This window comes from Haliea alexandrii (genome assembly GCF_003719295.1).
In the GTDB taxonomy this organism is placed as follows: domain Bacteria; phylum Pseudomonadota; class Gammaproteobacteria; order Pseudomonadales; family Halieaceae; genus Haliea; species Haliea alexandrii.
In genome coordinates, this window is sequence record NZ_RFLW01000001.1 from 1,456,200 (window position 1) to 1,479,524 (window position 23,325).

24 protein-coding genes are annotated in these 23,325 nt (G+C 63.6%); 13 read left to right on the top strand and 11 right to left on the bottom strand.

Annotated features, from left to right (window positions below; all coding sequences use genetic code 11):
* Positions 1-47: 47 nt before the first annotated feature.
* From hemA to rhlB, 6 genes are all read left to right on the top strand, one after another.
* Positions 48-1,421: a glutamyl-tRNA reductase gene (hemA, locus tag EGJ68_RS06530; protein WP_123033661.1), complete on the top strand. Its 1,374-nt coding sequence runs from the start codon at positions 48-50 to the stop codon at positions 1,419-1,421.
* Positions 1,418-2,503: a peptide chain release factor 1 gene (gene prfA, locus EGJ68_RS06535; protein WP_027950664.1), complete on the top strand. Its 1,086-nt coding sequence runs from the start codon at positions 1,418-1,420 to the stop codon at positions 2,501-2,503. The genes hemA and prfA overlap by 4 nt, the downstream gene beginning before the upstream one ends.
* Positions 2,503-3,336 carry a peptide chain release factor N(5)-glutamine methyltransferase gene (prmC, locus tag EGJ68_RS06540; RefSeq protein WP_123033662.1) on the top strand — a complete coding sequence of 278 codons (834 nt, stop codon included), beginning with the start codon at positions 2,503-2,505 and terminating at the stop codon, positions 3,334-3,336. Before prfA ends, prmC begins: the two co-directional genes overlap by 1 nt.
* A complete protein-coding gene (locus tag EGJ68_RS06545; protein WP_123034084.1) occupies positions 3,326-4,084 on the top strand; it encodes a HesA/MoeB/ThiF family protein in 759 nt (252 codons plus the stop codon). Before prmC ends, EGJ68_RS06545 begins: the two co-directional genes overlap by 11 nt.
* A gap of 67 nt (positions 4,085-4,151) precedes the next feature.
* Positions 4,152-4,766 carry an HvfX family Cu-binding RiPP maturation protein gene (locus EGJ68_RS06550; RefSeq protein WP_123033663.1) on the top strand — a complete coding sequence of 205 codons (615 nt, stop codon included), beginning with the start codon at positions 4,152-4,154 and terminating at the stop codon, positions 4,764-4,766.
* A gap of 260 nt (positions 4,767-5,026) precedes the next feature.
* On the top strand, positions 5,027-6,199 hold the full coding sequence (rhlB, locus tag EGJ68_RS06555; RefSeq protein ID WP_269845660.1) for an ATP-dependent RNA helicase RhlB: 1,173 nt from the start codon (positions 5,027-5,029) through the stop codon (positions 6,197-6,199).
* Here rhlB and cysZ read toward each other — a convergent pair.
* Entirely contained in the window at positions 6,185-6,919 is a 735-nt protein-coding gene (gene cysZ, locus EGJ68_RS06560; RefSeq protein ID WP_123033664.1) for a sulfate transporter CysZ, read from the bottom strand. The genes rhlB and cysZ overlap by 15 nt on opposite strands.
* 83 nt (positions 6,920-7,002) lie before the next feature.
* On the opposite strand from cysZ, the gene smrA reads away from it, so the two are divergent.
* The gene (smrA, locus tag EGJ68_RS06565) at positions 7,003-7,608 is read left to right on the top strand and encodes a DNA endonuclease SmrA (RefSeq protein ID WP_123033665.1); all 606 of its coding nucleotides are present in this window, start codon (positions 7,003-7,005) and stop codon (positions 7,606-7,608) included.
* A gap of 39 nt (positions 7,609-7,647) precedes the next feature.
* Here smrA and EGJ68_RS06570 read toward each other — a convergent pair whose 3' ends face one another.
* The 4 genes from EGJ68_RS06570 to gatC are packed head-to-tail and all read right to left on the bottom strand — an operon-like array spanning position 7,648 to position 11,171.
* Positions 7,648-7,938, bottom strand: a complete 291-nt coding sequence (locus EGJ68_RS06570) for a PA4642 family protein (RefSeq protein ID WP_123033666.1) — start codon at positions 7,936-7,938, stop codon at positions 7,648-7,650.
* Complete coding sequence (gene gatB, locus EGJ68_RS06575) at positions 7,935-9,401, bottom strand: Asp-tRNA(Asn)/Glu-tRNA(Gln) amidotransferase subunit GatB (RefSeq protein WP_123033667.1); 1,467 nt, start codon at positions 9,399-9,401, stop codon at positions 7,935-7,937. Before gatB ends, EGJ68_RS06570 begins: the two co-directional genes overlap by 4 nt.
* Positions 9,398-10,855 (bottom strand): Asp-tRNA(Asn)/Glu-tRNA(Gln) amidotransferase subunit GatA, encoded by a 1,458-nt coding sequence (gatA, locus tag EGJ68_RS06580; protein ID WP_123033668.1) that lies wholly within the window; start codon positions 10,853-10,855, stop codon positions 9,398-9,400. Before gatA ends, gatB begins: the two co-directional genes overlap by 4 nt.
* Positions 10,856-10,883: 28 nt before the next feature.
* Positions 10,884-11,171 carry an Asp-tRNA(Asn)/Glu-tRNA(Gln) amidotransferase subunit GatC gene (gatC, locus tag EGJ68_RS06585; protein ID WP_123034086.1) on the bottom strand — a complete coding sequence of 96 codons (288 nt, stop codon included), beginning with the start codon at positions 11,169-11,171 and terminating at the stop codon, positions 10,884-10,886.
* A 240-nt stretch (positions 11,172-11,411) separates the two neighbouring features.
* Between gatC and EGJ68_RS06590 the strand changes: the two genes are divergently transcribed.
* From EGJ68_RS06590 to EGJ68_RS06615, 6 genes are read left to right on the top strand one after another with little or no spacing between them, the layout of a single operon-like run.
* Positions 11,412-12,449, top strand: a complete 1,038-nt coding sequence (locus EGJ68_RS06590; protein WP_027950675.1) for a rod shape-determining protein — start codon at positions 11,412-11,414, stop codon at positions 12,447-12,449.
* Between the two features lie 20 nt (positions 12,450-12,469).
* Positions 12,470-13,324 (top strand): rod shape-determining protein MreC, encoded by an 855-nt coding sequence (gene mreC / locus EGJ68_RS06595; protein WP_123033669.1) that lies wholly within the window; start codon positions 12,470-12,472, stop codon positions 13,322-13,324.
* Positions 13,321-13,809, top strand: a complete 489-nt coding sequence (gene mreD, locus EGJ68_RS06600; protein WP_123033670.1) for a rod shape-determining protein MreD — start codon at positions 13,321-13,323, stop codon at positions 13,807-13,809. Before mreC ends, mreD begins: the two co-directional genes overlap by 4 nt.
* 2 nt (positions 13,810-13,811) lie before the next feature.
* The gene (locus tag EGJ68_RS06605; protein ID WP_123033671.1) at positions 13,812-14,402 is read left to right on the top strand and encodes a Maf family protein; all 591 of its coding nucleotides are present in this window, start codon (positions 13,812-13,814) and stop codon (positions 14,400-14,402) included.
* Positions 14,395-15,567, top strand: coding sequence for a ribonuclease E/G (locus EGJ68_RS06610; protein WP_158283546.1), 1,173 nt, complete (start codon positions 14,395-14,397; stop codon positions 15,565-15,567). The genes EGJ68_RS06605 and EGJ68_RS06610 overlap by 8 nt, the downstream gene beginning before the upstream one ends.
* A complete protein-coding gene (locus tag EGJ68_RS06615; RefSeq protein WP_158283547.1) occupies positions 15,560-19,483 on the top strand; it encodes a YhdP family phospholipid transporter in 3,924 nt (1,307 codons plus the stop codon). Before EGJ68_RS06610 ends, EGJ68_RS06615 begins: the two co-directional genes overlap by 8 nt.
* Here EGJ68_RS06615 and yjgA read toward each other — a convergent pair.
* From yjgA to hpf, 6 genes are all read right to left on the bottom strand, one after another.
* Positions 19,411-19,977: a ribosome biogenesis factor YjgA gene (gene yjgA / locus EGJ68_RS06620; RefSeq protein WP_123033674.1), complete on the bottom strand. Its 567-nt coding sequence runs from the start codon at positions 19,975-19,977 to the stop codon at positions 19,411-19,413. The genes EGJ68_RS06615 and yjgA overlap by 73 nt on opposite strands.
* Entirely contained in the window at positions 19,970-21,319 is a 1,350-nt protein-coding gene (gene mgtE, locus EGJ68_RS06625; RefSeq protein ID WP_123033675.1) for a magnesium transporter, read from the bottom strand. The genes yjgA and mgtE overlap by 8 nt, the downstream gene beginning before the upstream one ends.
* 96 nt (positions 21,320-21,415) lie before the next feature.
* Positions 21,416-21,685, bottom strand: coding sequence for an HPr family phosphocarrier protein (locus EGJ68_RS06630; protein WP_123033676.1), 270 nt, complete (start codon positions 21,683-21,685; stop codon positions 21,416-21,418).
* 2 nt (positions 21,686-21,687) lie between these two features.
* A complete protein-coding gene (rapZ, locus tag EGJ68_RS06635; protein WP_027950683.1) occupies positions 21,688-22,542 on the bottom strand; it encodes an RNase adapter RapZ in 855 nt (284 codons plus the stop codon).
* An 8-nt stretch (positions 22,543-22,550) separates the two neighbouring features.
* Complete coding sequence (gene ptsN, locus EGJ68_RS06640; protein ID WP_123033677.1) at positions 22,551-23,009, bottom strand: PTS IIA-like nitrogen regulatory protein PtsN; 459 nt, start codon at positions 23,007-23,009, stop codon at positions 22,551-22,553.
* Between the two features lie 9 nt (positions 23,010-23,018).
* Entirely contained in the window at positions 23,019-23,306 is a 288-nt protein-coding gene (gene hpf, locus EGJ68_RS06645) for a ribosome hibernation-promoting factor, HPF/YfiA family (protein WP_027950685.1), read from the bottom strand.
* Positions 23,307-23,325 lie beyond the last annotated feature (19 nt).

A 23,325-nucleotide genomic window follows, 5' to 3' on the forward strand; every position in this document is an offset into this window, starting at 1 on the left:
TCGCGGCGTCTTCCCGGCCCGCTACCCTCGGAGCCTCGCACGCGGTTATGAACCTCATTGCCCTCGGAATCAACCACAACTCGGCTGGCGTCGAAGTGCGCGAGCGGGTGGCGTTTGCGCCGGAGCAGGTGACGGAAGCGCTTGAGGACGCCTGTGAGCATGCGGGGCTGGACGAGATCGTGATCCTGTCCACCTGTAATCGCACCGAGCTCTACGCCATGGTGCCGGAGGCCGCGCGGGGCGCCGAGAAGTCGGCGCAGCTGGTGGACTGGATTGCCAATTACCACCACCTTTCCCGCGATGAACTGCGTCGCGCTGCCTATTACTACGAAGCCGCGGATGCGCTGCGGCACATGGTGAAAGTGGCCAGCGGGCTGGACTCCATGGTGCTGGGAGAGCCGCAGATATTCGGCCAGCTCAAGTCGGCCTACGCCGTCGCGGCCGAGGCGGGCACGATCGGTGCGGACATGGGCCGCCTGTTCCAGAAGATCTTTGCCCTGGCCAAGCGAGTGCGCACAGACACCGCCATCGGCGAAAACCCGGTCTCGGTTGCCTACGCGGCGGTCGACCTCGCCGGACATATTTTTTCCGACCTCGCGGCCTGCGATGCGCTGTTGGTCGGTGCCGGTGAAACCATAGAACTGGTGGCCCGGCACCTCATCGAGGCGGGTGTGCGGCGCATTGTGATCGCCAACCGAACACTGGGCAGGGCGCGTGAGCTGGCGCAGAAGTTCGGTGCCGAGGCTGTGCTGCTGGCGGAAATTCCTGAACACTTGCCGCACGCGGATATCGTGATTACCTCCACGGCCAGCCAGCTGCCTATTCTGGGCAAGGGTGCGGTGGAACAGGCGATCAAGGTGCGCAAGCACCGGCCGGTATTGATGGTGGACATCGCTGTGCCGCGGGATATTGAAGCGCAGGTGGCCGATCTGCCGGACGTGTATCTCTATACCGTGGATGACCTGCGGGACATCGTCGAGCAGAACCTGCGCAGCCGCCAGACGGAGGCGCGCAAGGCCGACCAGCTGATAGAAGAAGGCGTCAGCCAGTACCTGGAAGAGCTGCGCAGCCTCGCCGCGGTCGACAGCGTGCGCCAGTACCGTGACATGGCTGAATCGATTCGCGAGCTGGAGTTGCAGCGTGCCCTGCGCGCTCTGGCCCGCGGCGATGACCCACAGCAAATCGTTGCGCAGCTTGCGCGCGGCATCACCAACAAGCTGATTCACGCCCCCACTGCCGGCCTCAAGCGCGCCAGTGCGGAGGGCCGGCAGGATCTTCTGGCTGGCGCACGCCGACTGTTGGGGCTGGAAGGTGCCGGGCCTGCCGCTCACAATGCCGGCACAGCCGAGCCCGCCGACGGCGACTCAACATTGCCTGTCACATCGCAAGTCCAATCCCGAGTAGATCGAACCCTGCAATGAAAGCTTCCCTGCTGACCAAACTGGATGCCCTCACTGACCGCCACGAGGAGGTATCGGCACTGCTCGGCGACGCCGAGACCATCGCCGACCAGAACCGCTTTCGGGAGCTGTCCCGCGAATTCTCCGAGCTGGAACAGGTGGTGAGCTGTTACCACGACTACAGCCGTGTGCGCGCAGACCTCGACGAGGCGCGCAGCATGCTGCAGGAAGCCGATGCCGACCTCGTGGCCATGGCCGAAGAGGAAATCAGCAGTGGTACCGAACGCCTTGAGACGCTGGAGCGGGAATTGCAGACGTTGCTGCTGCCCCGCGACCCGCAGGACTCCTGCAACGTGTTCCTGGAGATTCGCGCGGGTACGGGTGGTGACGAAGCGGCGATTTTCTCTGGTGACCTGTTCCGCATGTACAGCCGCTATGCGGAGACCATGGGCTGGAAAATCGAGGTTCTCTCCGAGCGTCCGGGCGAGCACGGTGGCTTCAAGGAAATCATCAGCCTTGTCGAAGGGCGCGATGTGTACGCCCACCTCAAATTCGAATCCGGTGCGCACCGGGTGCAGCGGGTTCCCGAGACAGAGTCGCAGGGGCGTATCCACACATCGGCCTGCACCGTGGCGGTGATGCCGGAGCCGGATGAGGTGGCGGTAGGCGCCATCAGCAAGGGTGACATTCGCGTGGACACCTTTCGCGCCTCTGGCGCCGGTGGCCAGCACGTCAACAAAACCGATTCCGCGGTGCGTATCACTCACCTGCCCAGCGGTATTGTGGTCGAGTGCCAGGACGAGCGCTCGCAGCACAAGAACCGCGCGCGGGCCATGTCGCTGTTGCAGGCGAAACTGCAGACCTCGGCGCAGGACAAGCAGGCGGCCGAGCAGGCCGAGCAACGGCGCAATCTGGTCGGTACCGGTGACCGTTCGGACCGTATCCGTACCTATAACTTCCCCCAGGGACGGGTGACAGATCATCGCATCAACCTGACGCTGTACAAACTCGACGAGGTGATTGCGGGCGAGCTGGGCGCCGTCATCGGTCCCCTGCGGCAGGAGTACCAGGCCGATCAGCTGGCGGCTCTGGCGGCGCATTGATGTCCGCCGTCGAGGCTTGCCTGCGCGCTGGCAGCGATCTGCCGGGTGACAGCGCACGCCGCGACGCCGAAATTCTTCTCACTCATGTCCTGGGGAAACCCCGCAGCTGGCTCTACGCCTGGCCGGACGCGCAGCTGACGCCCGCGCAGGCCGAGCATTATGCCGAGCTGCTGGCCAGGCGCCGGGCGGGAGAGCCCGTGGCTTACCTGACTGGCGTGCGCGAGTTCTGGTCGCTGAACCTCGAGGTCACCTCGGCCACACTCATTCCGCGCCCGGAGACGGAAACCCTGGTTGACTGGGCGCTGGCGTTGCCCTTGCCAGTGGACGCCCGTGTGCTGGACCTCGGCACGGGCTCCGGTGCCATTGCCATCGCCCTGGCGGTGGAGCGCACCGGTTGGGACCTCACCGCGCTGGATGCCGCCGCGCCCGCCCTCGCCGTGGCTGAACGCAATGTCGCGCGGCTCTGCCCGGGCCGCGTGCAGTGCCTGCAGTCGCACTGGTTTGCCGCCGTGGCCGGCCGGCAGTACGCCCTGGTGGTGAGTAATCCGCCTTACGTGGAGAGCGACAGCCCCTGGCTGGCACAAGGCGACGTGCGCTTCGAGCCGGCCTCGGCGCTGGTCGCCGGTGAACGCGGGCTGGATGATCTCCAGGCCCTGTGTGCCGCAGCACCGGCACATGTGGCGCCCGGTGGCTGGCTGCTGCTTGAGCACGGTTATCAACAGGGGGCGGCGGTGCGCGAGCTGATGCGGGCGAGCGGCTTTGTTGCCGTCGAGACGCGCTGCGACCTCGCCGGCCATGAGCGGGTCACCGGTGGTTGCCGGCGTGCTGACTGAAGCCGAACTGGCGCGGTACAGCCGGCAGATTCTGCTGCCCGATTTCGATATTGCGGGGCAGGAGACACTGGGACGGGCCTGTGTGCTGATTGTGGGCCTGGGTGGCCTGGGCAGTCCGGCAGCGCTGTATCTCGCCGCGGCCGGCGTGGGTCATTTGCGGCTCGCTGATGGCGACACGGTGGAGCTGAGTAATCTGCAGCGGCAGATCGTACACGATGAGGCCTCGCTGGGGGTGAACAAGGCGCGGTCCGCGGCGCAGCGGTTGGCGGCTTTGAACAGCGCCACGCAGTTGCACGTTTTCGAGGAGTGCCTGCAGGGCAGTGCGCTGGCTGTCGCGATCGCCGGAGCGGACCTGGTGGTGGACGCCAGCGACAGTTTTGCTACCCGCTATGCGCTCAATCGGGCATGTCTTGATGCGGGTGTACCGTTGTTGTCTGCCGCCGCCGTGCGCCTGGAGGGGCAGCTGGCCCTGTTCGATACGCGCGCGGGTGGAGCCTGTTACCGCTGCCTGTACCCGCTGGCCGCGGCGGATGACCAGCGTCAGGCCTGTGCCGAGAGCGGCGTACTCGGGCCGGTGGTGGGTGTACTGGGGTCGCTGCTGGCGCTGGAGGCGGTGAAATTCCTGGCGGGTATGCAGACCTTGCAAGACGAGGTCTTGATGCTGGATTTACGCTCCCTCGCCCAGTACCGTCTGCGCCTCCAGCGCCGCCCGGACTGTAGCGAGTGTGGCAGCGGCGCGGCGCCGTGAGCGCACAGGGTGGCAAACTTTTTGTCCGCCGCGGGGTCACACAGTCACGGACGGGAGAGAATGCACTATGAATTGGCTGGTTGGGCAATACTACCGCTTGCACAATGGGGTGTTTGGCGCGCTGCGCCACGTGGACTGGCTGGCGCCGCTGGCGCTCAGATTGTATCTGGTTCCGGTGTTCTGGATGGCGGGCACGCAGAAAATCGCTGGCATGGAGAGCACCATCGAGTGGTTCGGCAATGCACAGTGGGGCCTCGGCTTGCCGTTTCCTGCCGTGCTTGCCCACCTCGCTGCCTATACCGAGGCGATAGGCGCCCTGCTGTTGCTGATCGGCCTGGCGACACGCTGGGTGGCATTGCCGCTGCTGATCACCATGCTGGTCGCCGCCTGGTCGGTGCACTGGCAGAACGGCTGGGCCGCGATTGCCGACTCGGGCGCGGAGGAGATAGCTGTGCGCCTTGGCACGGCGCGCGATATCCTGCGTGAGCACGGTAACTACAGCTGGCTCACGGAACACGGTAACCTGGTGGTGCTCAATAATGGCATTGAGTTTGCCGCGACCTATTTCGTCATGCTGTTGGCGTTGTTGTTCACCGGCGGCGGACGTTTTGTCAGCGTCGATTACTTCCTCGCGCGCCTGTATCCGCGCGGCAGCACGGCGCGGACAAAAATGCTAGACTAGCGCACCTTTGCATGCTTGAACCCAGACAGGACGCAACCTTGATCAAGAGCCTACTCGGCCGTGGTAGCAAGAGCGCCAATAGCGACTCAGCCACGCCGCCCCCTCCGATAGCCACTGGCAGCGATTCGACCCATGATTCAACGCATGGTAAGCCCGCGCGTGGCCCCGGCCACAGTGATCGCGGCCAGGGCAAGCCCGGCAAGCCGCGCGCGCGCAAGGCCGCGGCCCCCGAAAAGCCCTGGAGCCTGGACGACTTCCCGGTGGAGCCCGAGGAGGGCAAAACGCGCTTCCATGACCTCGGTCTGCGCGACGAGTTGATGCGCGGCATCGCCGGCCTCGGCTTCAGCTATTGTTCGCCCATCCAGGCCGCAATTCTGCCGCACACCCTGCAGGGTCACGACGCGATCGGCAAGGCGCAGACGGGTACCGGCAAGACCGCGGCATTCCTGATTACCGTATTCAATGACCTGCTTTGCCATCCACAGGAAGGCGAGCGTTTCCTCGGCGAGCCACGGGCCCTGGTGATTGCACCGACGCGGGAGCTGGTCATGCAGATTGCCGCCGATGCCGAGGATCTGGCGCGCTTTTCCGGCCTTAAAGTGGTGACGCTCATTGGCGGCATGGACTACCAGAAGCAGCTCAACCGGCTGAACAGCGATGTGGTCGACCTTGTGGTGGCCACTCCGGGCCGCTTGATCGACTTCATGCAGCGCCGCGACCTGTTCCTGGATCGCGTGGAAACGCTGGTGCTGGATGAAGCGGATCGCATGCTGGACATGGGCTTCATTCCCCAGGTGAAGCGCATTGTGCGCGCCACGCCTGCCAAACAGGACCGGCAGACCCTGCTGTTTTCTGCGACCTTTACCCAGGACATCATCAACCTGTCGCAACAGTGGACCTGGGAGCCGGTGACGGTGGAAATCGAACCCGACCATGTCGCCACTGACTCTGTGGACCAGAAGGTGTATCTGGTCAGCAGCGAGCAGCGCTACCGGCTGCTGGTCAACCTGGTGCGCAGCCCTGAAGCCAGCGCGGTGATCGTATTTGCCAATCGCCGCGACCAGGTGCGCAGGCTGCATGAGCGCCTGCGCAAGGCCGGCGTGTCCTGCGGCATTCTCTCAGGTGAAATTCCCCAGGCCAAGCGCACGAGTACCCTGGCGCAGTTCAAGAAGGGTGATATCAAGGTGCTGGTGGCCACCGATGTGGCGGGCCGCGGCATTCACGTCGACGGCGTGAGCCATGTAGTAAACTACAATTTGCCTGAAGATCCTGACGACTACGTCCACCGCATCGGGCGCACCGGGCGGGCGGGCGCAACCGGGGTGTCTATCAGCTTCGCCAGCGAAGACGATGCGTTCCTCTTGCCGGACATCGAAGCCTTGCTGGGCGAACGGCTCGAGTGTACACACCCACCGAAATCACTGCTCGCGTAATTCTTCGCACCAGAGCAGGGTGGCGCCGACAACTGCCGCGGGTACCACGAAGAAATTGATCACTGGTATCCCGGCACAGAGCGCGACCACGCCGCCAAAACCCAGGCTGCTCAGCCGCTTGCGAGCCACCGCGGATTTCACTGCGGCAAACCCCAGTTGGTGGTTGTCTACCGGGTAGTCCACGAACTGGATGCTCATCATCCAGGCGCCAAGCAGGAACCAAAGCAGCGGTGCCGCCAGGTTGACTCCCGGGACGAAACTGAGGATCAGCACCAGCAGTGCCATGGGGATGTAGTAGGCCAGCTTGGCCAGTTCCCGCAGCAGCGCGCGGGGCACTGAGAGCAGTGCGGCCACAGGCCCTTCCAGCGCATCGACGGGCTGTCCGGTGAACAGCTCCTCGGCTTTTTCCGCGAGCAGGTTGTTGAACGGCGAGGCGATCAGCAGCGCCACGGCGGTAAACGTGTAGCCGGCGATCAGGCCGAATACGGCCACCAGCAGTGGCCAGATAATCCATTCCAAAAAACCCAGCCAGCCCGGCAGGGCTGCCATCCACTCATTGATGGTGCGCCCGAGAAAGCTGAAGGTGAAGCCCAGCAGCGAGGCGAAGATGATGATGTTCACCAACAGGGGGACGATGACGAACAGGCGCAGTGCGGGGTGAGTGAGTAAGCGGGCCCCGCGGAACAGATAGTCCGCGCCGCGAGCAAGGTTGCCTTCCATTCTGAGTGTGACTCCTCGTTGGTGGGCGTGAAACCCGATGGGCTGGCGCGTTATAATGATGCACTGCATGGGAGCGGGAAGCCATGGCTGACAACGAATCTGAGCTGTTTTTCCAGGAGGTGGCGGATGTGAAGCCACTTAAACGCGAGCAACGGGTGCAACTGGCCCCCGGTGGCGATGACCGCGACCGCTCGCTCGCGGAGCGTCGTGAAGCGGCGGTTACCGGCCGCGAAACGGACAGGAACACCCTCAGCGACCGCGAAGCGGAGCCGCTGGATGCGTGGTATGTGCTGGAGTTCAAGCGTCCCGGCGTGCAAAACGGTGTCTACCGGAAGCTGCGTCAGGGACGCTATGAGCAGGAGGCGCGTCTGGACCTGCACCGCATGACGGTCGCCGTGGCGCGGCGGGAGCTGTTTGCCTTTCTCGAACAGTGCCACGAGCTGGGCCTGCGCAGCGTATTGCTGATTCACGGCAAGGGCGAACGCAAGGTGGAGCGAGAGCGCAGTGCGGTGCTGAAGGGGCATGTGCACGTGTGGCTACAGGAGGTACCCATCGTGCAGGCCTATCACAGTGCCCAGCCGCAGCACGGTGGCACCGGCGCGGTCTATGTGCTGTTGCGCAAGAGCGAAGAGCAGAAACGCAAAAACCGTGAACGCTTCATGAAAGGGCGCGTGCCGATCGATCGCTGACCCCGGCGAGTGTCCCGGGTAACGCGGCCCGTTCGCGTGTCAGTGCCCGCCGGCCTGACGCAGGATATGTGCGTACTCAGCGCCGTGACGGTGCTCCCCGATGATCTCCACTACCGTGCGGCCGTCCTTGCCCGTGGCCGCGAGGTTGCGTCCGTCGGCAACGAAAAAGCCGACGAAGAGTTCAAAGTCGGCGGCGCGCATGCTCTGGTAGGCTTTCAGCAGCATATGGAAGTCGTGGTCAGAGCCGTCGTGCGCGCGCACGCCGAGAAAGCTGCGGATGTGGTCTTCGGTCCAGACCTCGTCGATGACCTTTTCCTTGTCTTTTCTCATGTGTCTCCGTTTTCTCCGGCGTCTGCCAGTTGCTCGTTGAGTAGATTGCTGACCATCTGCGGGTTGGCCTGTCCGCGGGACAGCTTCATGATCTGGCCCACAAAAAAGCCGGACAGCTTCTTGCGTCGCGTTTCATCAGCCGCCAGGTATTGTGCAACCTGCTCTGGATTGTCGCGGATAACCTCCGCCACCATCGCCTGCAGCGCACTGCTGTCGCTGACCTGGCGCAGTCCACGCGCTTCGATGATGCTGTCGGCGTCGCCTTCGCCGGCCCACATGGCCTCGAACACCTGCTTGCCGATCTTGCCGGAAATGCTGCCATCCAGAATGCGCTGCAACAGCGCCGCCAGCGCCGGTGCATCCACCGGGCTCTCGCTGAGCTGCAGGTCGTTGCGGTTGAGTTGCCCCAGCAGTTCCACTTGCACCCAGTTGGCCGCAATCTTGGCATCGCCGCAGCCCTTCGCCACCGCTTCATAAAATTCGGCCAGTGGGCGTTCCGCGGCCAGTACCGTGGCATCGTAGGCGCCCAGCCCGTAGTCGGCGATAAAGCGTTCACGCCGGGCGGCAGGCAATTCGGGCAGTCTGGCGCGGATGCTGTCTACCCAGCTCTGCTCAATCACGATCGGCAGCAGGTCCGGCTCTGGAAAGTAGCGATAGTCGTTGGCGACTTCCTTGCTGCGCATGGAGCGGGTTTCGTCGCGGTCGGCATCATAGAGCCGTGTTTCCTGCACCACCTTGCCGCCGGATTCGAGAATGTCGGCCTGCCGCTCCACCTCGTGGTGGATGGCCTTTTCCACGAAACGGAAGGAGTTGACGTTCTTGATTTCGGCGCGCGTGCCAAGGGTGTCGCTGCCAGCCGGCCGCAGTGACAGGTTGATGTCACAGCGCATGGAACCCTCGGCCATGTTGCCGTCGGATATGCCCAGGCTGGTCACCAGGCTGTGCAGCGTTTTCAGGTAGGCAACGGCTTCCTCTGCGCTGCGCAGATCGGGCTCGCTGACAATCTCCAGCAGCGGTGTGCCGGCGCGGTTGAGGTCGATGCCGGTCTGGTCGTGAAAGTCTTCGTGCAGCGACTTGCCCGCGTCCTCCTCAAGGTGGGCGCGGGTGATGCCAATACGCCGCACGCTGCCATCCTCAAGCTGGATGTCGAAGTGACCGCGGCCCACGATAGGCTCCTGAAACTGACTGATCTGGTAGCCTTTGGGCAGGTCGGGGTAGAAGTAGTTCTTGCGGTCAAACACTGAACGCAAGCCTATTTCCGCACCGATGCCAAGGCCGAACATCACTGCGTAACGCACCGCCTGCTCGTTCAGCACCGGCAGCATACCGGGCATGGCGAGGTCGACGGCGCAGGCCTGGGTGTTGGGCTCGGCGCCGAAACGTGTGGCGGCGCCGGAGAAAATCTTCGACTGCGTGGCCAGTTGCAGGTGCACTTCCAGCCCGATCACCACTTCCCAGTTCATAGGCCTGCCTCCGGCGGTGACTGCAGGTGCCAGTCACTCGCCTGCTGCAATTGGTGCGCCACATTCAGCAGGCGGGACTCGTCGAAATGCTGGCCGATGAGCTGCAGGCCAACGGGTAGTCCATTGACCTGGCCAGCCGGTACCGACATGGCGGGCAGGCCGGCCAGGTTGACCGCCAGGGTGTAGACATCCTCCAGATACATGGCCACCGGGTCGTTGGTTTTGGCGCCCAGGCCAAAGGCGGGGCCGGGGGTTGTAGGGCCGGCGATGACATCCACGTCGGTGAAGGCATCGAGGAAATCCTGGCGAATCAGTCGTCGCACCTGCTGTGCCTTGCGGTAGTAGGCATCGTAGTAGCCGGCGGACAGCGCGTAGGTGCCGACCAGTATGCGTCGCTTCACTTCGTCGCCAAAGCCTTCCTGCCGGCTGCGCGTATACAGGTCGTGCAGGTTGCGGGGGTTCTCGCAGCGGTGCCCGTAGCGCACGCCGTCGTAGCGGGACAGGTTGGTAGAGGCTTCGGCCGGCGCAATGATGTAGTAGGTGGGAATGCTGAGCCCGGTGTGGGGCAGGGCGATGTCCACCAGTGTTGCGCCCTGCTGCTCCAGCAGGGCCAGGGCGGCGCGAATACGCTCACCGGTAGCCTGTTCCAGGCCTTCGCCAAAATATTCCCGCGGCAGCCCTATGCGCAGCCCGGACAGCGGCTGGGCAAGCTGGGCCGTGTAGTCCTCTACCGGCTGTTCCGATGAGGTTGAGTCCTGGGGGTCGAAGCCAGCGATAGCGTTGAGCAGCAGGGCGCAATCCTCGGCACTGCGCGCCATGGGCCCGCCCTGGTCGAGGCTGGAGGCGTAGGCCACCATGCCCAGGCGCGAAACCCGGCCATAGGTGGGTTTGAGCCCGGTGATACCGCAGAAGGCGGCTGGCTGACGGATGGAGCCGCCGGTGTCAGTGCCGGTAGCCAGCGGTGCGAGGCGCGCTGCAACAGCCGCAGCGGAGCCGCCGGACGAGCCTCCGGGCACCCGGCTGGTATCCCAGGGGTTGCGGCTGCTGCCGTAGAAACTGGTTTCACTGGATGAGCCCATGGCGAACTCATCCATGTTGGTCTTGCCCAGCAGCACCGTGCCGGCATCCCGCAGGCGCCGGGTGACTGTGGCATCATACGGGGGAACGAAATTGTCGAGCATTTTCGAGCCGCAGCTGGTGCGCAGTCCGCTGGTGCAGAAGATATCCTTGTGCGCCAGTGGGATGCCCAGCAGGGGTGCCTTCTCGCCGGCTGCCAGGCGCGTATCGGCCTGCCTGGCAGCGTCCAGGGCACCCACTTCATCAACCGAGATGAAGCTGTTGTAGTGTGGATCCAGCGCCCGGATGCGCTGCAGGCAATGCCGGGTCAGCTCGGTGCTGGAAAAATCCCGGTTGCGCAAGCCGAGCGCGAGCGCTGCGACAGAAAGATCATGCATGTGATGTCCCGAGGGCGGCGCTGCCGCTTCATTCAATGACTTTGGGTACCAGGTAGAGGCCGTTTTCCACCGCTGGGGCTATGGCCTGGAAGGCCTCGCGCTGATTGGCCTCGGTGACCGCATCCACGCGCAGGCGCTGCACGGCATCCAGCGGATTGGCCATGGGTTCCACGGCTGCGGTGTCTACAGACTGCAGCTGATCGACGAGACCGAGAATGGTGGCAATGCGCGCCGTGACCTCTGCGGCTTCCTCGACGGGGATACGCACCCGCGCCAGTTCGGCCAGTTTTTCAATGTCGTCCTGGTGTACTGTCATTACTTTCACTACCGTCAGCAAGCCTGCCGCCTTCACGGCGGGGGCGTAAAGTTATCACATTTGCGCCTTGCCCAAAATCCCCGCCATTGATACAGTTATTCGCTAAGTTACACACCGCAGAATAATGAGTGAGGCGGTCTCTCAGCTGAGGGCAGTCCCGGCCCCGAAGGGCCGCCGCAAGGGGTGTCGCTGAGCTCCGGTATGGAGTTCCCCGATCTATTCAAAAGGTAGTCAAAATTCATGTTGAAGAAGCTGCGCGGCGTGTTCTCAAACGATCTTTCTATCGATTTGGGTACAGCGAACACGTTGATTTATGTGCGCGACAAGGGAATTGTGCTCAATGAACCCTCGGTGGTGGCTATCCGGTTTCACAACGGGCAGAAAACCATTGAAGCGGTCGGTACCGAGGCCAAGCGCATGCTCGGTCGTACACCGGGTAACATTACCGCTATCCGTCCACTCAAGGACGGTGTTATCGCCGATTTTCAGGTAACCGAGAAAATGTTGCAGCACTTCATCGCCCGGGTGCATGAAAGCCGCTTCATCCGCCCGAGCCCGCGTGTGCTGGTGTGTGTGCCCTGCATGTCGACCCAGGTCGAGCGTCGCGCTATCCGCGAATCCGCGCTCAGCGCAGGAGCGCGTGAAGTGCGCTTGATCGAGGAGCCGATGGCAGCGGCAATCGGCGCGGGTCTGAACGTCGAGGAAGCTACCGGCTGCATGGTGGTGGATGTGGGCGGCGGCACCACTGAAATCGCCATCATTTCCTTGAACGGGGTGGTCTATCGCGATTCGCTGCGCATTGGTGGCGACCGCTTCGACGAAGCGATTGTTTCGCACGTGCGTCGTCGCTACGGCAGCCTGATTGGCGATGCCACAGCCGAGCGCATCAAGCAGGAAATCGGCTGCGCATTTGCCGGTAGTGAATTGCGCGAGATTGATGTGCGTGGCCGCAACCTCGCCGAGGGTGTGCCGCGCAGTTTCACTCTCAACAGCGACGAAATTCTGGAAGCCCTGCAGGATCCTCTGCAGTCCATTGTTCAGGGCGTGAAGTCTGCGCTGGAGCAATCACCGCCCGAACTGGCCGCCGATATCGCCGAGAGCGGTATCGTGCTTACCGGTGGTGGTGCGCTGCTGCGCGATCTCGACCGTCTCATCTCTGAAGAAACCGGCCTGCCCGTGATTGTCGCCGAAGACCCCCTGACCTGTGTGGCACGGGGCGGCGGTCGCGCCATGGAGCAGATGGATCGCCACACGATTGACCTGCTCTCTACCGAGTAAGGCACGCGGCGGGGGCTGATATCAAGCCGCTATTTCTCAAGGAATCCCATCTTGGCCTGCGCATCTCGCTGGCGGCGCTGGTCGTGGTATGCCTGATCGCCGCTGACCTGCGCTATAACAAGCTTGAACACGGCCGTGCGATACTCGACACGCTGGTGGCCCCCGTGATCTGGATCGCCGACATCCCGGCACGTCTCGTGCAGTGGCAGGATACGCATATTCGCTCCCGCGGGCGTTTGCTGGAAGACAATGCCCGGCTGCAGCGGGAAAACCTCCTGCTGCAGGGCCGTTCACTGCAAATGGCCTCACTGCAGGCGGAAAACACGCGCCTGCGCGGGCTACTCAACTCCACGGCCATGCTGCGCAATGATGTGCTGGTGGCTGAGCTGATCGGCGTCTCCCCCGACCCCATGCGGCATCAGCTGGTGTTGAACAAGGGCAGCACGGATGGCCTGTATGTCGGACAGCCATTGATTGATGCCGACGGACTGATGGGCCAGGTGGTTGAGGTTGGCGAAGTGACGTCCCGTGTGTTGCTGTTGACTGATCTTACGCACTCCGTGCCAGTGCAGGTGAACCGCAATGGTTTGCGCGCTATCGCCGAGGGCACTGGCTCGCTGGACGCGCTTGAAGTACAGCACATCTCGGCAACGACTGATATTCGTGAAGGCGACCTGCTGGTAAGTTCTGGCCTCGGGGGCCGTTTCCCTGTGGGCTACCCGATCGCGGAGGTTGTGCTGGTGCAGAGAGATCCTGGTCAGGCCTTCGCTCGCGTGCTGGCGCGGCCCACAGCGGCCCTCAACCGCAGTCGTCATGTGTTGCTGGTATTCACCAACGCGACAGAGGAAGCGGCGCCCTCGCAGGATCTGCCGTGACAGCCGGCAACGGGGTGGTGTTCACCGTTGTTGTGGCGAGTTTTCTGGTTGCCGCCCTGTTGGCTGTGGTGCCGTTGCCGGCCTGGTTGCAATGGGCACGCCCGGAATGGGTTGCCCTCACATTATTGTACTGGTGCCTTGCGCTGCCACACCGGGTGGGCATATTCACCGCGCTGCTGCTCGGTGTGCTGGTGGACGCCCTGGAGGGGGCGGTGCTCGGGCAGAATGCATTTTCGCTCACTGTGTTGGCGCTGTGCGCCCTGCTGGTGTACCAGCGTCTGCGGGTCTTCAGCCTGTGGCAACAGTGTGGTGTGGTGTTTGTCGTCATTGGGTTGCACCAGCTGATCGGTCAGTGGGTGCAGAATCTCGAGGGTGCAGGTGCGCGCAGCCTGCTGTTCCTGCTACCCGCACTGTCCAGTGCCTTGCTCTGGCCGGTGGTGTTGCAGGTGTTGCGCAGTGTGCGCCGCTATTACCGGATTACCTGATCATGTTACTTCTGATTCTCGCCTCTGCCTCGCCCCGCCGCCAGGAATTGCTCGCTCAACTCGGCGTGCATTTTGCGGTGGACCCGGCTGACATCGACGAAACAGCGCAACCGGGTGAGGCGGCGCAGGACTACGTTGTGCGCATGGCGCGGGAAAAGGCCGCCGCGGTGCGCAGCCGCCGCAGCTCCGGCGAGCTTGTGCTCGCCGCCGACACCACCGTGGTGATCGATGACGATATTCTCGGCAAGCCTGCCGACCATTTCTCCGGCCTCGGTATTCTCGCCCGCCTCAGCGGGCGCACCCACCAGGTCATCACGGCTGTCTGTCTGGCCCATGCGGATGGCTACGCCGAGTTTGCCGTGGAAACCCGTGTAACCTTCGTCAACCTGACCCGGGAGCTCTGCGAGAGCTATCTTGCAACCGAGGAGCCCTGGGATAAAGCGGGTAGCTACGGTATCCAGGGGCTGGGTGGCGCCCTGGTGCGCGGTATTGAGGGCAGCTACAGCAATGTGGTGGGTTTGCCCCTGGCGGAAACCCGGGAGCTGCTCGCTGCTCACGGTGTCGCCGGTCGCCTCGGGCCTGTCGATGCATGACGATATTCTGATCAGCGCCAGCCGCGATTGGCAAGGTATGGCGCGTGTAAGCGGTGGGGCACTGCAGGAGTTGTGTCTTGAGCGGCGCGACAGCCCTGCCCGGGTCGGTGCCATTTATCGCGGTTACGTGACGCGGCTACTCCCGGGAATGGCGGCCGGCTTCGTCGAATTGGCACCCGGGGTGCAGGGCCTGTTGTCGCTGCCGGAGCGCGCGCCCGACGGGCGCTCATCGCCCGTGCTGCGCCAGGGGCAGAAGCTGCTGGTGCAGGTCACCCGGGATACCGTGGGGGACAAACAGCCCCGTCTTGATCTCGATCTCGCAGTGCCCGGCCCCCACCTCGTCCTGCTGGCGGGGCATTCGCGCCCATCCCTCTCGCGCCGTATCGAAGATCCGTTAACCCGCCGTCGGCTGGGTAACCTTCTGGCAGTGCTGGCGGCGGACTTCGAGGGCGCGTCGCTGCTGGCGCGCACAGCGGCGGCAGATGTTGCAGAGTCGCTGTTGCGCGACGAGGCTGCCCGGCTTGCGACGACCTGGCGCGAGCTGCAAGACGCGGGCGCGCGGGACGAGCCCGCGCAGCGCGTTTGGCCGGAACTGCCATTTGCCCAGCGCGTGTTGCGGGACTACGCCGGGCCGGTGCCGCGCGCGATTCGGGTGGACGACACTGCCACGGCAAACGCGCTTCGCGCCTGGTGTGCGCTACAGCGCCCCGCCCTTGCGCCGCTGGTAGAACACGACGGTGGGCGTCATTCATTGTTCGCACGCCACGGTGTGGACAGGGCCATTGAGGCGCTGCTGCAGCCCCGGGTTCCGCTGCCCTCCGGGGGCAGTTTGATCATCGAGGAAACGGCAGCGATGACGACCGTGGACGTTAACACCGGCGCTAGCAGCGACCGCAGCGGTGCCCCACTCACGGCCAATCTGGAAGCGGCGGAAGCCATTCCCCGGCAATTGCGGTTGCGCGGCATTGGCGGTCTGGTGGCGGTCGATTTCATTTCGCTCGCCGATCCCGCGGCGTGGCGGCGGGTGGTGGCGTTGTTGCAGCAGCTGCTGGCAGAAGATGGCACCTGTCGTCGTGTGCACCGGGCAGACCCGCTCGCTGTGGTGCTTTTCACCCGCAAGCAAACGGGCCCCTCGCTTTCCGCAATGGTCGCTGCCGGTGACTGAGCCCCTGTCCATCTACCATCGCATAAGCCGCTTGCTGTGGCGCGGTATGGTTGCCACGGTGGTTGCGCTGGCGGTGTATGTCAGCGCGGGTCGTGTATTGGTGGGTATGGTTGCAGCAAACCAGCATTGGCTTATACAGAACCTGAGTGCTCGCGTGCCGTTTGATATCGAGCGTGGTGCAGTGGCGGCAGAATGGCACGGCTTCGGCCCCGAGCTGGTTTTCCGCGATCTGCAACTGGTTTTCGCTGACGGTGAACCACTGACGCTCGGCGGTGGCCGTGTCGCCATTGATGTGTGGGGGAGCCTGTTGCAGGGCTCCTTGCGTATTGGCCATTTACGTCTCAGCGAGTTGTTGCTGTCGGGAGAAATTACGGCAAGCGGTGAATTCAGGCTCATGGGGCTGGGCGGTGGCGGTGGCGATGCCGCAGCGCGCTTGCAGGCTCTGTTGCTCGATAGCCGGCATGTGACCCTGGAAAACAATACGCTTTATCTGCAGTCTCCGGCAGCGCAACAGGAAGTGTTGAGCCTCAACCTGGCCCTGCAGCGCGACGGTAGCCGTCGGCAACTGCGGGCCACGCTGGACGCGGTGGATGGCAGCCACATTCGCATACTCGCAGATGGCATTGGCGACCCGCTGTCCCCCGCGCGCTACGACGGCGTGGTGTATATCAACGCGGCACTCGCCGACCTCGCCAACCTCGACCGCTGGCGGTCACTCTGGGGGCAGCCGTTGCCGCTCGGTGCCACGGGCAAGGCGTTGGTGGAGGGCTGGCTGGACTGGAACGGTAAGATGTCGGATTTGCGCTGGAGGCTGTCGGGCGAGGATCTGGTCTTGCGAGGGGCAACTGGAGGATGGTCGCTGCCGGTGGAACGACTCAGTCTGGAGGCGAGCCTGCAGCAGCAGGGTCAGCGGTTGGGTGTTTTTGTCTCTGACCTGCAGATTGCGCACGCGGGCAGTCAGCTCGCGGTACCGCGGTTGCAGATTGACGTCTGGGGCGATTCCCTGCGTGTGCGTGGGCGCGCGTTGCCGCTGACCGAAACCGCAGGTCTGGTGCAAGCGGCCGGCGTGTTACCGGAGGGCCTCGCCACCGTACTGAGTGACCTGCAGCCCGGCGGTGAGTTGCGCGAGCTGCAGTTCACCCTCGACGACATGACAACGGACCTGCCTGCGTGGGACCTGTCGTTCGGCTTTGCCGATGTATCCCTCGCGTCCTGGCGCGGTGCGCCTGGCGTTACGGGCGCCAGTGGTCACCTGCAGTTGGCGCCGTCGCGCGGTCACCTGACGCTCGACAGCGAGGCTATCACGCTCGACTTCCCCACGGTGTTCAGTGAGGCGCTGGCTTACCGCGAGCTGTTTGGCAGCCTTGACATCACGTGGTCAGAGACCGGCGTGGCGCTCGACAGCGGCCTGCTTACCGCCGTGGGTGAGGAGGGGGAAGCGCACGCGCTGCTGGGTTTGTGGATTCCACTGGCGGCCACGCAGACCGGGATAGAAATGGATTTGCTGGTGGGGCTGCGCGATTCGGATGCGCGCTATCGGCAGCGCTACCTGCCGTATATCCTCAATGACAGGTTGTTGACATGGCTCGAAAGCAGCGTGCAACAGGCAACGCTCGACGCCGGTGGATTTATCTGGCGCGGCAGCCTGCGTCCTGGCCTGCCCACCCGGCGCACGGTGCAACTGTTCTTTGCGCTGCGCGATGCCGAGCTGGCCTATCACCCTCGGTGGCCCGCCCTGTCCGTACCCGAAGGCACCGTGCTGATTGATGATGCCCAGGTCAGCGTGTGGGCGGATCAGGCTCAGCTCTATTCCTCCACAGTCAGCGGCGTGTCCGCGGAAACCTGGCGTACACCGGCGGGGCGGATGCGGTTGGCCATTGCGGCCAGTGGCAAGGGCAGCGCCGCGGATGGACTCAGGGTCATCAATCAATCGCCCCTCGACGATACGATGCAAGGCGCACTGCAGCAATGGTCTGCAACAGGCGACCTGCAGCTCGACCTCTCGCTCGATTTACCACTTGAGGACGCCGGCTTGCCAACACAGGTGGCACTGGAGCTTGCCCTGGCAAACGGTGAACTCGCCATTCGTCCCGGGGGGCTGGATATCGACGGGCTGGGGGGCCAATTGCGGTATACCAGCGCGGAGGGGTTTGTCGCCGAAGACGTCACGGCCCGGCTGTGGGGGCGTGAGCTCGATGTCACACTGACGCAACGTGCCGACCGCGCCGATGGAAAAGCCCCAGGGGTGGGTGTGGCGCTCGCCGGCGATATTGCCATGGCGTCGTTGCGTGACTGGCTGGGGGGCGCACTCCCGCAGTGGGTGACGGGTGAAGCACCGGTGACGGCAGCGCTGGATTTTGTGCCCGGCGCCCGGCCACAGTTACGGGCGCGCTCATCCCTGCTCGGCGTTGCGCTGGCGCTGCCGGAAACCTGGGGTAAGCCGCCTGACGAAGCCCTCCCGTTTACGCTGGACAGCAGCCTGGGCAGCGGTCCGGTGATGCTGGAACTGCGTGCGGCCGATCGGGCGTGGGCGCGGGCGGTGCTGCGCGAAGGAGAGCTGGATGCCGTCTCCCTCGGTCTGCAGGACCAGCCGCTGCCGCCTGTGTCAGGGACTCTGCGCCTTTCCGGCCATGCAGCCCTGCTGGATATTGATGCCTGGCACGCCGTTCTCGCGCCGCTAATGCCGCCCACAACGGCGCCCGCAACCGCCGCAGCGCCCCTGCAGCTGAACGTGGAGCAGCTCTTGGTGGATAGCCTGCTGTTTGCCGGCCAGGATTGGCGGGACACACTCATTGATGTGCAGCAAACGAGCGCAGGCTGGCGCGGGACCTTTGAGGCGCCCTGGCTGCGTACGGCGGTGAGTGCCGACACGGGCCTGTCCAGCCTGGTGTTCAATGTCGACTGGCTGGATGTTGCCGGCCTGGGGCGTAGCGGCGGCGAGGCCCCCGATCCCGGCGCCATCAGCGATTGGCCGGATATTGATGTTGCCATTGCCGAGCTGCTGCGCGGCGGTCGCCCCCTGGGCCAGCTGTCGTTCGCCCTGCGCCCGGGAGAGCGGCGCCTGCAGGTGCAGCAATTGCAGGGCCGGCTAGCCGATTTGCAGATTGCGTCTGACCCTGCCCCCGAGCTGTCCTGGTCTGACCAGGGGACGCGCCTGCGCATGGATCTGGTCGCCGGTGACCTGGCTGCTACGCTAACGGCGCTGGGTTACGAGGCTATTGTCGAAACAGAACAGGGCCGTTTCGATGTCGATATGCAGTGGCCCGGCGCGCCCCAGCAGTTCTCCCTGGCGGATGCGAGCGGTGGCCTGACGCTGGCGCTTGAGAACGGTCGTTTCCTGAATGCCTCAGCGGGTACATCGGGCGCGCTGCGGGTGGTGAGTATTCTGGACCTGGCGGATATTGTGCAGCGCCTGAGTCTGACGCAGTGGTTTGAGTCAGGTATTCCCTTTGACCGCATGAGCGGTGAATTGCGTGTGCAGGACGGCGTTATTCGCGTGCCGCAGATCGCGGTAACCGGCGCTGGCTCCAGCTTCCGTTTCAGTGGCCGTTCGAATATCGCCTCGCGGGAGCTTGATGGGGAGCTTGTCGCCACGCTGCCTGTGGCCAATAACCTGCCCTGGGTCGCCGCCCTCACTGCGGGGCTGCCCGTGGCGGCGGGGGTGTTCGTGGTCAGCAAGCTGTTCGAGAAGCAGGTCTCGCAGCTGTCCAGCGCCGTGTACCGCATTGCCGGAACATGGCAGGAGCCCGCGGTGCGGCTGGACCGTATTTTCGATACGCGTGACGGCGCTGCACAGGATCGTGTTGTGCCTGCGCCCGAGTCAGCCGCAGACGGTGAGACGACTCAGGATGCGTCGTCGTCGCCCGCTTCCGGCGCAGCGCCTTCGCCGGCGGCCGATGAGAGCTCGCGCAGATAGCGAAACAGCTTGCGCGCGGCGGCGGGAGCCTGGCCACGCTTTTGTTCTCGCTGCGCCTGCAGCAACAGGTTGCGCAGGTGTTGACGATCGGTTGCCGGCCAGCGCTCCACCACGTCCCCGATGGTGTCCGGGCCCTCTTTGAGGAGCCGGTCACGCAACTGTTCCAGCCCCTTGAAGTGCGCTGCATGGCGGTGCTGTTCCTGATCCATGGCACTGAGTGCCGCGGCTATGGGTTCGGCGTCGATGTCGCGCATGAGCTTGCCGATAAACTGCAGGTGACGGCGGCGTGCGCTGTTGGAGGATATCCGCTGCGCTTCGTGAATGGCCTCCAGCAATCGCGCATCTTCAATGGGGACGTTCTGCAGCTGTTTGTCACTGAGTGCGGTGAGTGCCTCGCCGAGTTGCTGCAGCGCGGTCATGCGCCGCTTGAGCTCACTTTTACTCGGCGGCTCCAGTGCATCGGGGTCATCGTGCGGGGGGGTGTAATCAGGCATAGAACCAGGTCGCCAGGCCAAGGAATGAGAAGAATCCAACAACGTCAGTTACCGTGGTCAGCACCACGCCGCCCGCGAGTGCCGGATCGATTTTCAGCCGCTTGAGCAGCAGCGGCAGGGCAGCGCCGGTGAAGGCGGCAGTCACGAGGTTGATGATGATGGCGAGGGCGATGATCAGGCCCAGCGTCCAGTCTTGAAACCAGGTGGATGCCGCCACCGCAACTACAGCAGCCCACAGGAGGCCGTTGAGGATGCCGGCCCCCACCTCCCGGTGGATCAGCCAGGACTCGTTGTTCTTGCTGACCTGGCCGAGAGCAATACCGCGCACCATCACGGTGAGGGTCTGGGTGCCGGCGATTCCCCCCATGGAGGCAACGATGGGCATCAATACCGCCAGCGCGACGACTTTCTCGATGGTCTCCTGGAATACGTTGATCACCGATGCAGCGATGAACGCTGTGAGCAGATTGATGCCTAGCCAGATTGCGCGACGGCTCGCGGTGTTGAGCACCGGCGCGAACGTGTCGGTGTCCTCTGCCAAGCCGGCCATCGAGGTCAACGAGTGATCGGCGTCTTCCCGAATCACGTCCACCACGTCGTCAATGGTGATACGACCGAGCAGGCGGCCATCGTCATCGACCACGGGGGCGGATACCCAGTCGTTGCGCTCAAACAGGCGCGCCACTTCATCGTCGGGCATGGCGGCAGGAATCGGCGGCACATCGGTGAGCATCATTTCGCGCACGGTGGCCGACGGATCGGATACCAGCAGGGTGTTCAGCGGCAGCAGCCCGATGAACTGGTCGTTGCGATTCACAACAATCAGGTTGTCGGTCATGGCCGGGATTTCGTTGTGTCGGCGCAGGTAGCGCAGCACCACATCCAGCGTCAGTGGCGGACGTATGGTGATGGTGTCCGTGCTCATCAGGCCACCGGCGGTATCGTCCGGGTAGTTCATGACCTGTTCCAGACGGGTGCGGTCCCGCTGGTCCATCGAGTCGAGAACTTCCCGGGTTACCCGGTCCGGCAGTTGCTGCAGGATATCGGCGAGGTCGTCGTCCTGGAGGTGTTCGGTGATCTGTGCGACTTCCGCCGCATCCATATCACTGAGGAAATGCGCACGCAGCTCGTCGCCAAGCTCATTGATGACGTCACCTTCATTCTCCAGCTCCACCATCTGCCAGAGAATGTGGCGGAATTTGGGCGGAGAGGATTCCAACAGGTGCGCAACATCGGCGGCGGGGAGCCCGTTGAGCATGCGCTTGACGTCTGCAAACGTGCCACTCCCCAGCGCCTGGGACAGGCGTTCAAGTCTTGCCTGTGATGATGAGGGCTGCGCCATGAGTCACGAATCCGCGGAAATAGGGCTGGTGGCAGTGAGTGCGGGATTATCCGGCAAAGCGACCGGCGGAACAACGTGGCAGCGGGTCAGTGTGACCTATTCACCTTCGTCGAAGCGGTTCTCGACCAGTGTGCGCAGGGCCGCCAGCGCGGCCTCCTCATCGTGGCCGTCCACTTCGATGTCGAGCACGGTACCCTGGCCGGCTGCCAGCATCATCATGGACATGATGCTTTTGCCGTCGACCATCTCGCCATCGCGACCCGCCCTGACGCTGCTGCTGTAGGCGGCGGTGCAGCTGACAAACTTGGCCGCCGCGCGCGCGTGCAGGCCGAGTTTGTTGATGATGGTCAATTGTGTCTGTATCACGTCTACTGCAGTTCCCGGTGTCGAATGTGAACCTGCGGGTACTGCTCCTTGTAGTGCCGGTAGAGCCTGGCCGCAAGATATACTGACCGATGTTGACCACCGGTACAACCGATCGCCACGGTCATATAGCTGCGGTTACTGTCACGGTAGCTGGGGAGCCAGCGGTCCAGGTAGGCGCAAATACTGTCGAACAGATCGCCGGTCATCGCCTGGGATTCAAGGAAGTCGCGCACCTCCGGGTCGAGCCCGTTCTGCAGACGCAGTTCCTTCACCCAGTGCGGGTTGGGTAGCATGCGCACATCGAACACCAGGTCGGCATCGGTGGGTACGCCGCGCTTGAAGCCGAACGACTGAATCAGCAACGACATGCTGCCCGAACTTTCGCCAATCAAGCGCTGGCGCACAGCGTCGCGCAGTTCATAAATGGTCATCTGGCTGGTGTCCAGCACCAGCGCTGCAGCGCTGGCAATAGGCTCCAGCAGTTCGCGCTCGCGCTCGATGGCCTCAGCGAGTGGCATTTGCTCGCCGCTCAGCGGGTGTTTGCGCCGGGTTTCGCTGAAACGCTTGATCAGCACGCTGTCCTGCGCTTCGAGGAACAGGATCTCGCTGTTTACCGTGTCCGGCAGCGCATCGACAATGGCGTTGAAATCCTCAAGGTTACGCCAGGCATTGCGCGCATCGATGCACACCGCTGCGCCGCGAAAGTGCTCGAACCCCGGACGGCTGGCCTCATCCACAAGTGCCGGCAGCAATGCGGCTGGCAGGTTGTCGATGCAGTAGAAGCCCTCGTCCTCAAGCTGGTGTAGCGCTGTGCTCTTGCCCGACCCTGAGCGCCCGGAAATGATGACCAGATGCATGGTTTAGGTCAGGCCTGCCATTCGGTAGCGCGCTGGAACAGTGCGCGGCTATCCGGTGCGTCGCGCAGGGTTTCGCAGAAGCTGGACTGACTGAAAAGCCGGGCGATGCGGGCGAGAATGTCCAGATGGGTCTGGTGTGCCTCTTCGGGTACCAACAGCACGAACAGGATGTCCACCGGCAGATCATCCGGCGCATCAAAATCGATGGGTTCTTCAAGCGTCACCAGGCAACCGATGGGCTGACTGCAGTTGGCGATGCGGCAATGTGGTATGGCGATGCCCGCACCGAGGCCGGTGCTGCCGAGGCGCTCGCGCGCGATGAGCTGGGCGAAGATGTCTGCCTCGGTAATTCCCGGGCTGTCCTCGCTCACCACGCTGGCCAGCGTTTCGAAAAGCCGTTTTTTGCTGCTGCCGGGGGCCCGGCAAACCGTGCGCCCCGGCGTCAGCAGTTCAGAGAGAACATGCATGGAAAATTCCTAACGGGCTCTCGCCTTCTCTTTGTGTTTAATGAGTTGACGGTCGAGTTTGTCCGCCAGTGCATCAATGGCGGCGTACATGTCCTCCGATTCCGCTGCGGCAAAGATGTCCGCTCCGGAGATGTGAATATTGGCTTCCGCCTTCTGTACCATTTTTTCTACAATCAGGGTGACTTCGGTGTTGGTTATCTGGTCGAAATGTCGCTGCAGGCGCTCGAACTTACTTTCTACATACTCACGCAGCGCGTTGGTAACCTCTACGTGGTGGCCGCTGACGTTCAATTGCATACCTGACTCCTTCTTCACA

What these genes read in the sequence shown, in the direction of transcription:
- prfA (WP_027950664.1), top strand. Translation starts at nt 1,418, where the DNA reads ATGAAAGCTTCCCTGCTGACCAAACTGGATGCCCTCACTGACCGCCAC.
- EGJ68_RS06570 (WP_123033666.1), bottom strand. Translation starts at nt 7,938, where the DNA reads ATGAGAAAAGACAAGGAAAAGGTCATCGACGAGGTCTGGACCGAAGAC.
- gatA (WP_123033668.1), bottom strand. Translation starts at nt 10,855, where the DNA reads ATGCATGATCTTTCTGTCGCAGCGCTCGCGCTCGGCTTGCGCAACCGG.
- gatB (WP_123033667.1), bottom strand. Translation starts at nt 9,401, where the DNA reads ATGAACTGGGAAGTGGTGATCGGGCTGGAAGTGCACCTGCAACTGGCC.
- hpf (WP_027950685.1), bottom strand. Translation starts at nt 23,306, where the DNA reads ATGCAATTGAACGTCAGCGGCCACCACGTAGAGGTTACCAACGCGCTG.
- yjgA (WP_123033674.1), bottom strand. Translation starts at nt 19,977, where the DNA reads ATGCCTGATTACACCCCCCCGCACGATGACCCCGATGCACTGGAGCCG.
- EGJ68_RS06610 (WP_158283546.1), top strand. Translation starts at nt 14,395, where the DNA reads ATGCATGACGATATTCTGATCAGCGCCAGCCGCGATTGGCAAGGTATG.
- EGJ68_RS06550 (WP_123033663.1), top strand. Translation starts at nt 4,152, where the DNA reads ATGAATTGGCTGGTTGGGCAATACTACCGCTTGCACAATGGGGTGTTT.
- ptsN (WP_123033677.1), bottom strand. Translation starts at nt 23,009, where the DNA reads ATGCATGTTCTCTCTGAACTGCTGACGCCGGGGCGCACGGTTTGCCGG.
- mgtE (WP_123033675.1), bottom strand. Translation starts at nt 21,319, where the DNA reads ATGGCGCAGCCCTCATCATCACAGGCAAGACTTGAACGCCTGTCCCAG.
- rapZ (WP_027950683.1), bottom strand. Translation starts at nt 22,542, where the DNA reads ATGCATCTGGTCATCATTTCCGGGCGCTCAGGGTCGGGCAAGAGCACA.
- EGJ68_RS06590 (WP_027950675.1), top strand. Translation starts at nt 11,412, where the DNA reads ATGTTGAAGAAGCTGCGCGGCGTGTTCTCAAACGATCTTTCTATCGAT.
- hemA (WP_123033661.1), top strand. Translation starts at nt 48, where the DNA reads ATGAACCTCATTGCCCTCGGAATCAACCACAACTCGGCTGGCGTCGAA.
- gatC (WP_123034086.1), bottom strand. Translation starts at nt 11,171, where the DNA reads ATGACAGTACACCAGGACGACATTGAAAAACTGGCCGAACTGGCGCGG.
- EGJ68_RS06605 (WP_123033671.1), top strand. Translation starts at nt 13,812, where the DNA reads ATGTTACTTCTGATTCTCGCCTCTGCCTCGCCCCGCCGCCAGGAATTG.
- prmC (WP_123033662.1), top strand. Translation starts at nt 2,503, where the DNA reads ATGTCCGCCGTCGAGGCTTGCCTGCGCGCTGGCAGCGATCTGCCGGGT.
- cysZ (WP_123033664.1), bottom strand. Translation starts at nt 6,919, where the DNA reads ATGGAAGGCAACCTTGCTCGCGGCGCGGACTATCTGTTCCGCGGGGCC.
- smrA (WP_123033665.1), top strand. Translation starts at nt 7,003, where the DNA reads ATGGCTGACAACGAATCTGAGCTGTTTTTCCAGGAGGTGGCGGATGTG.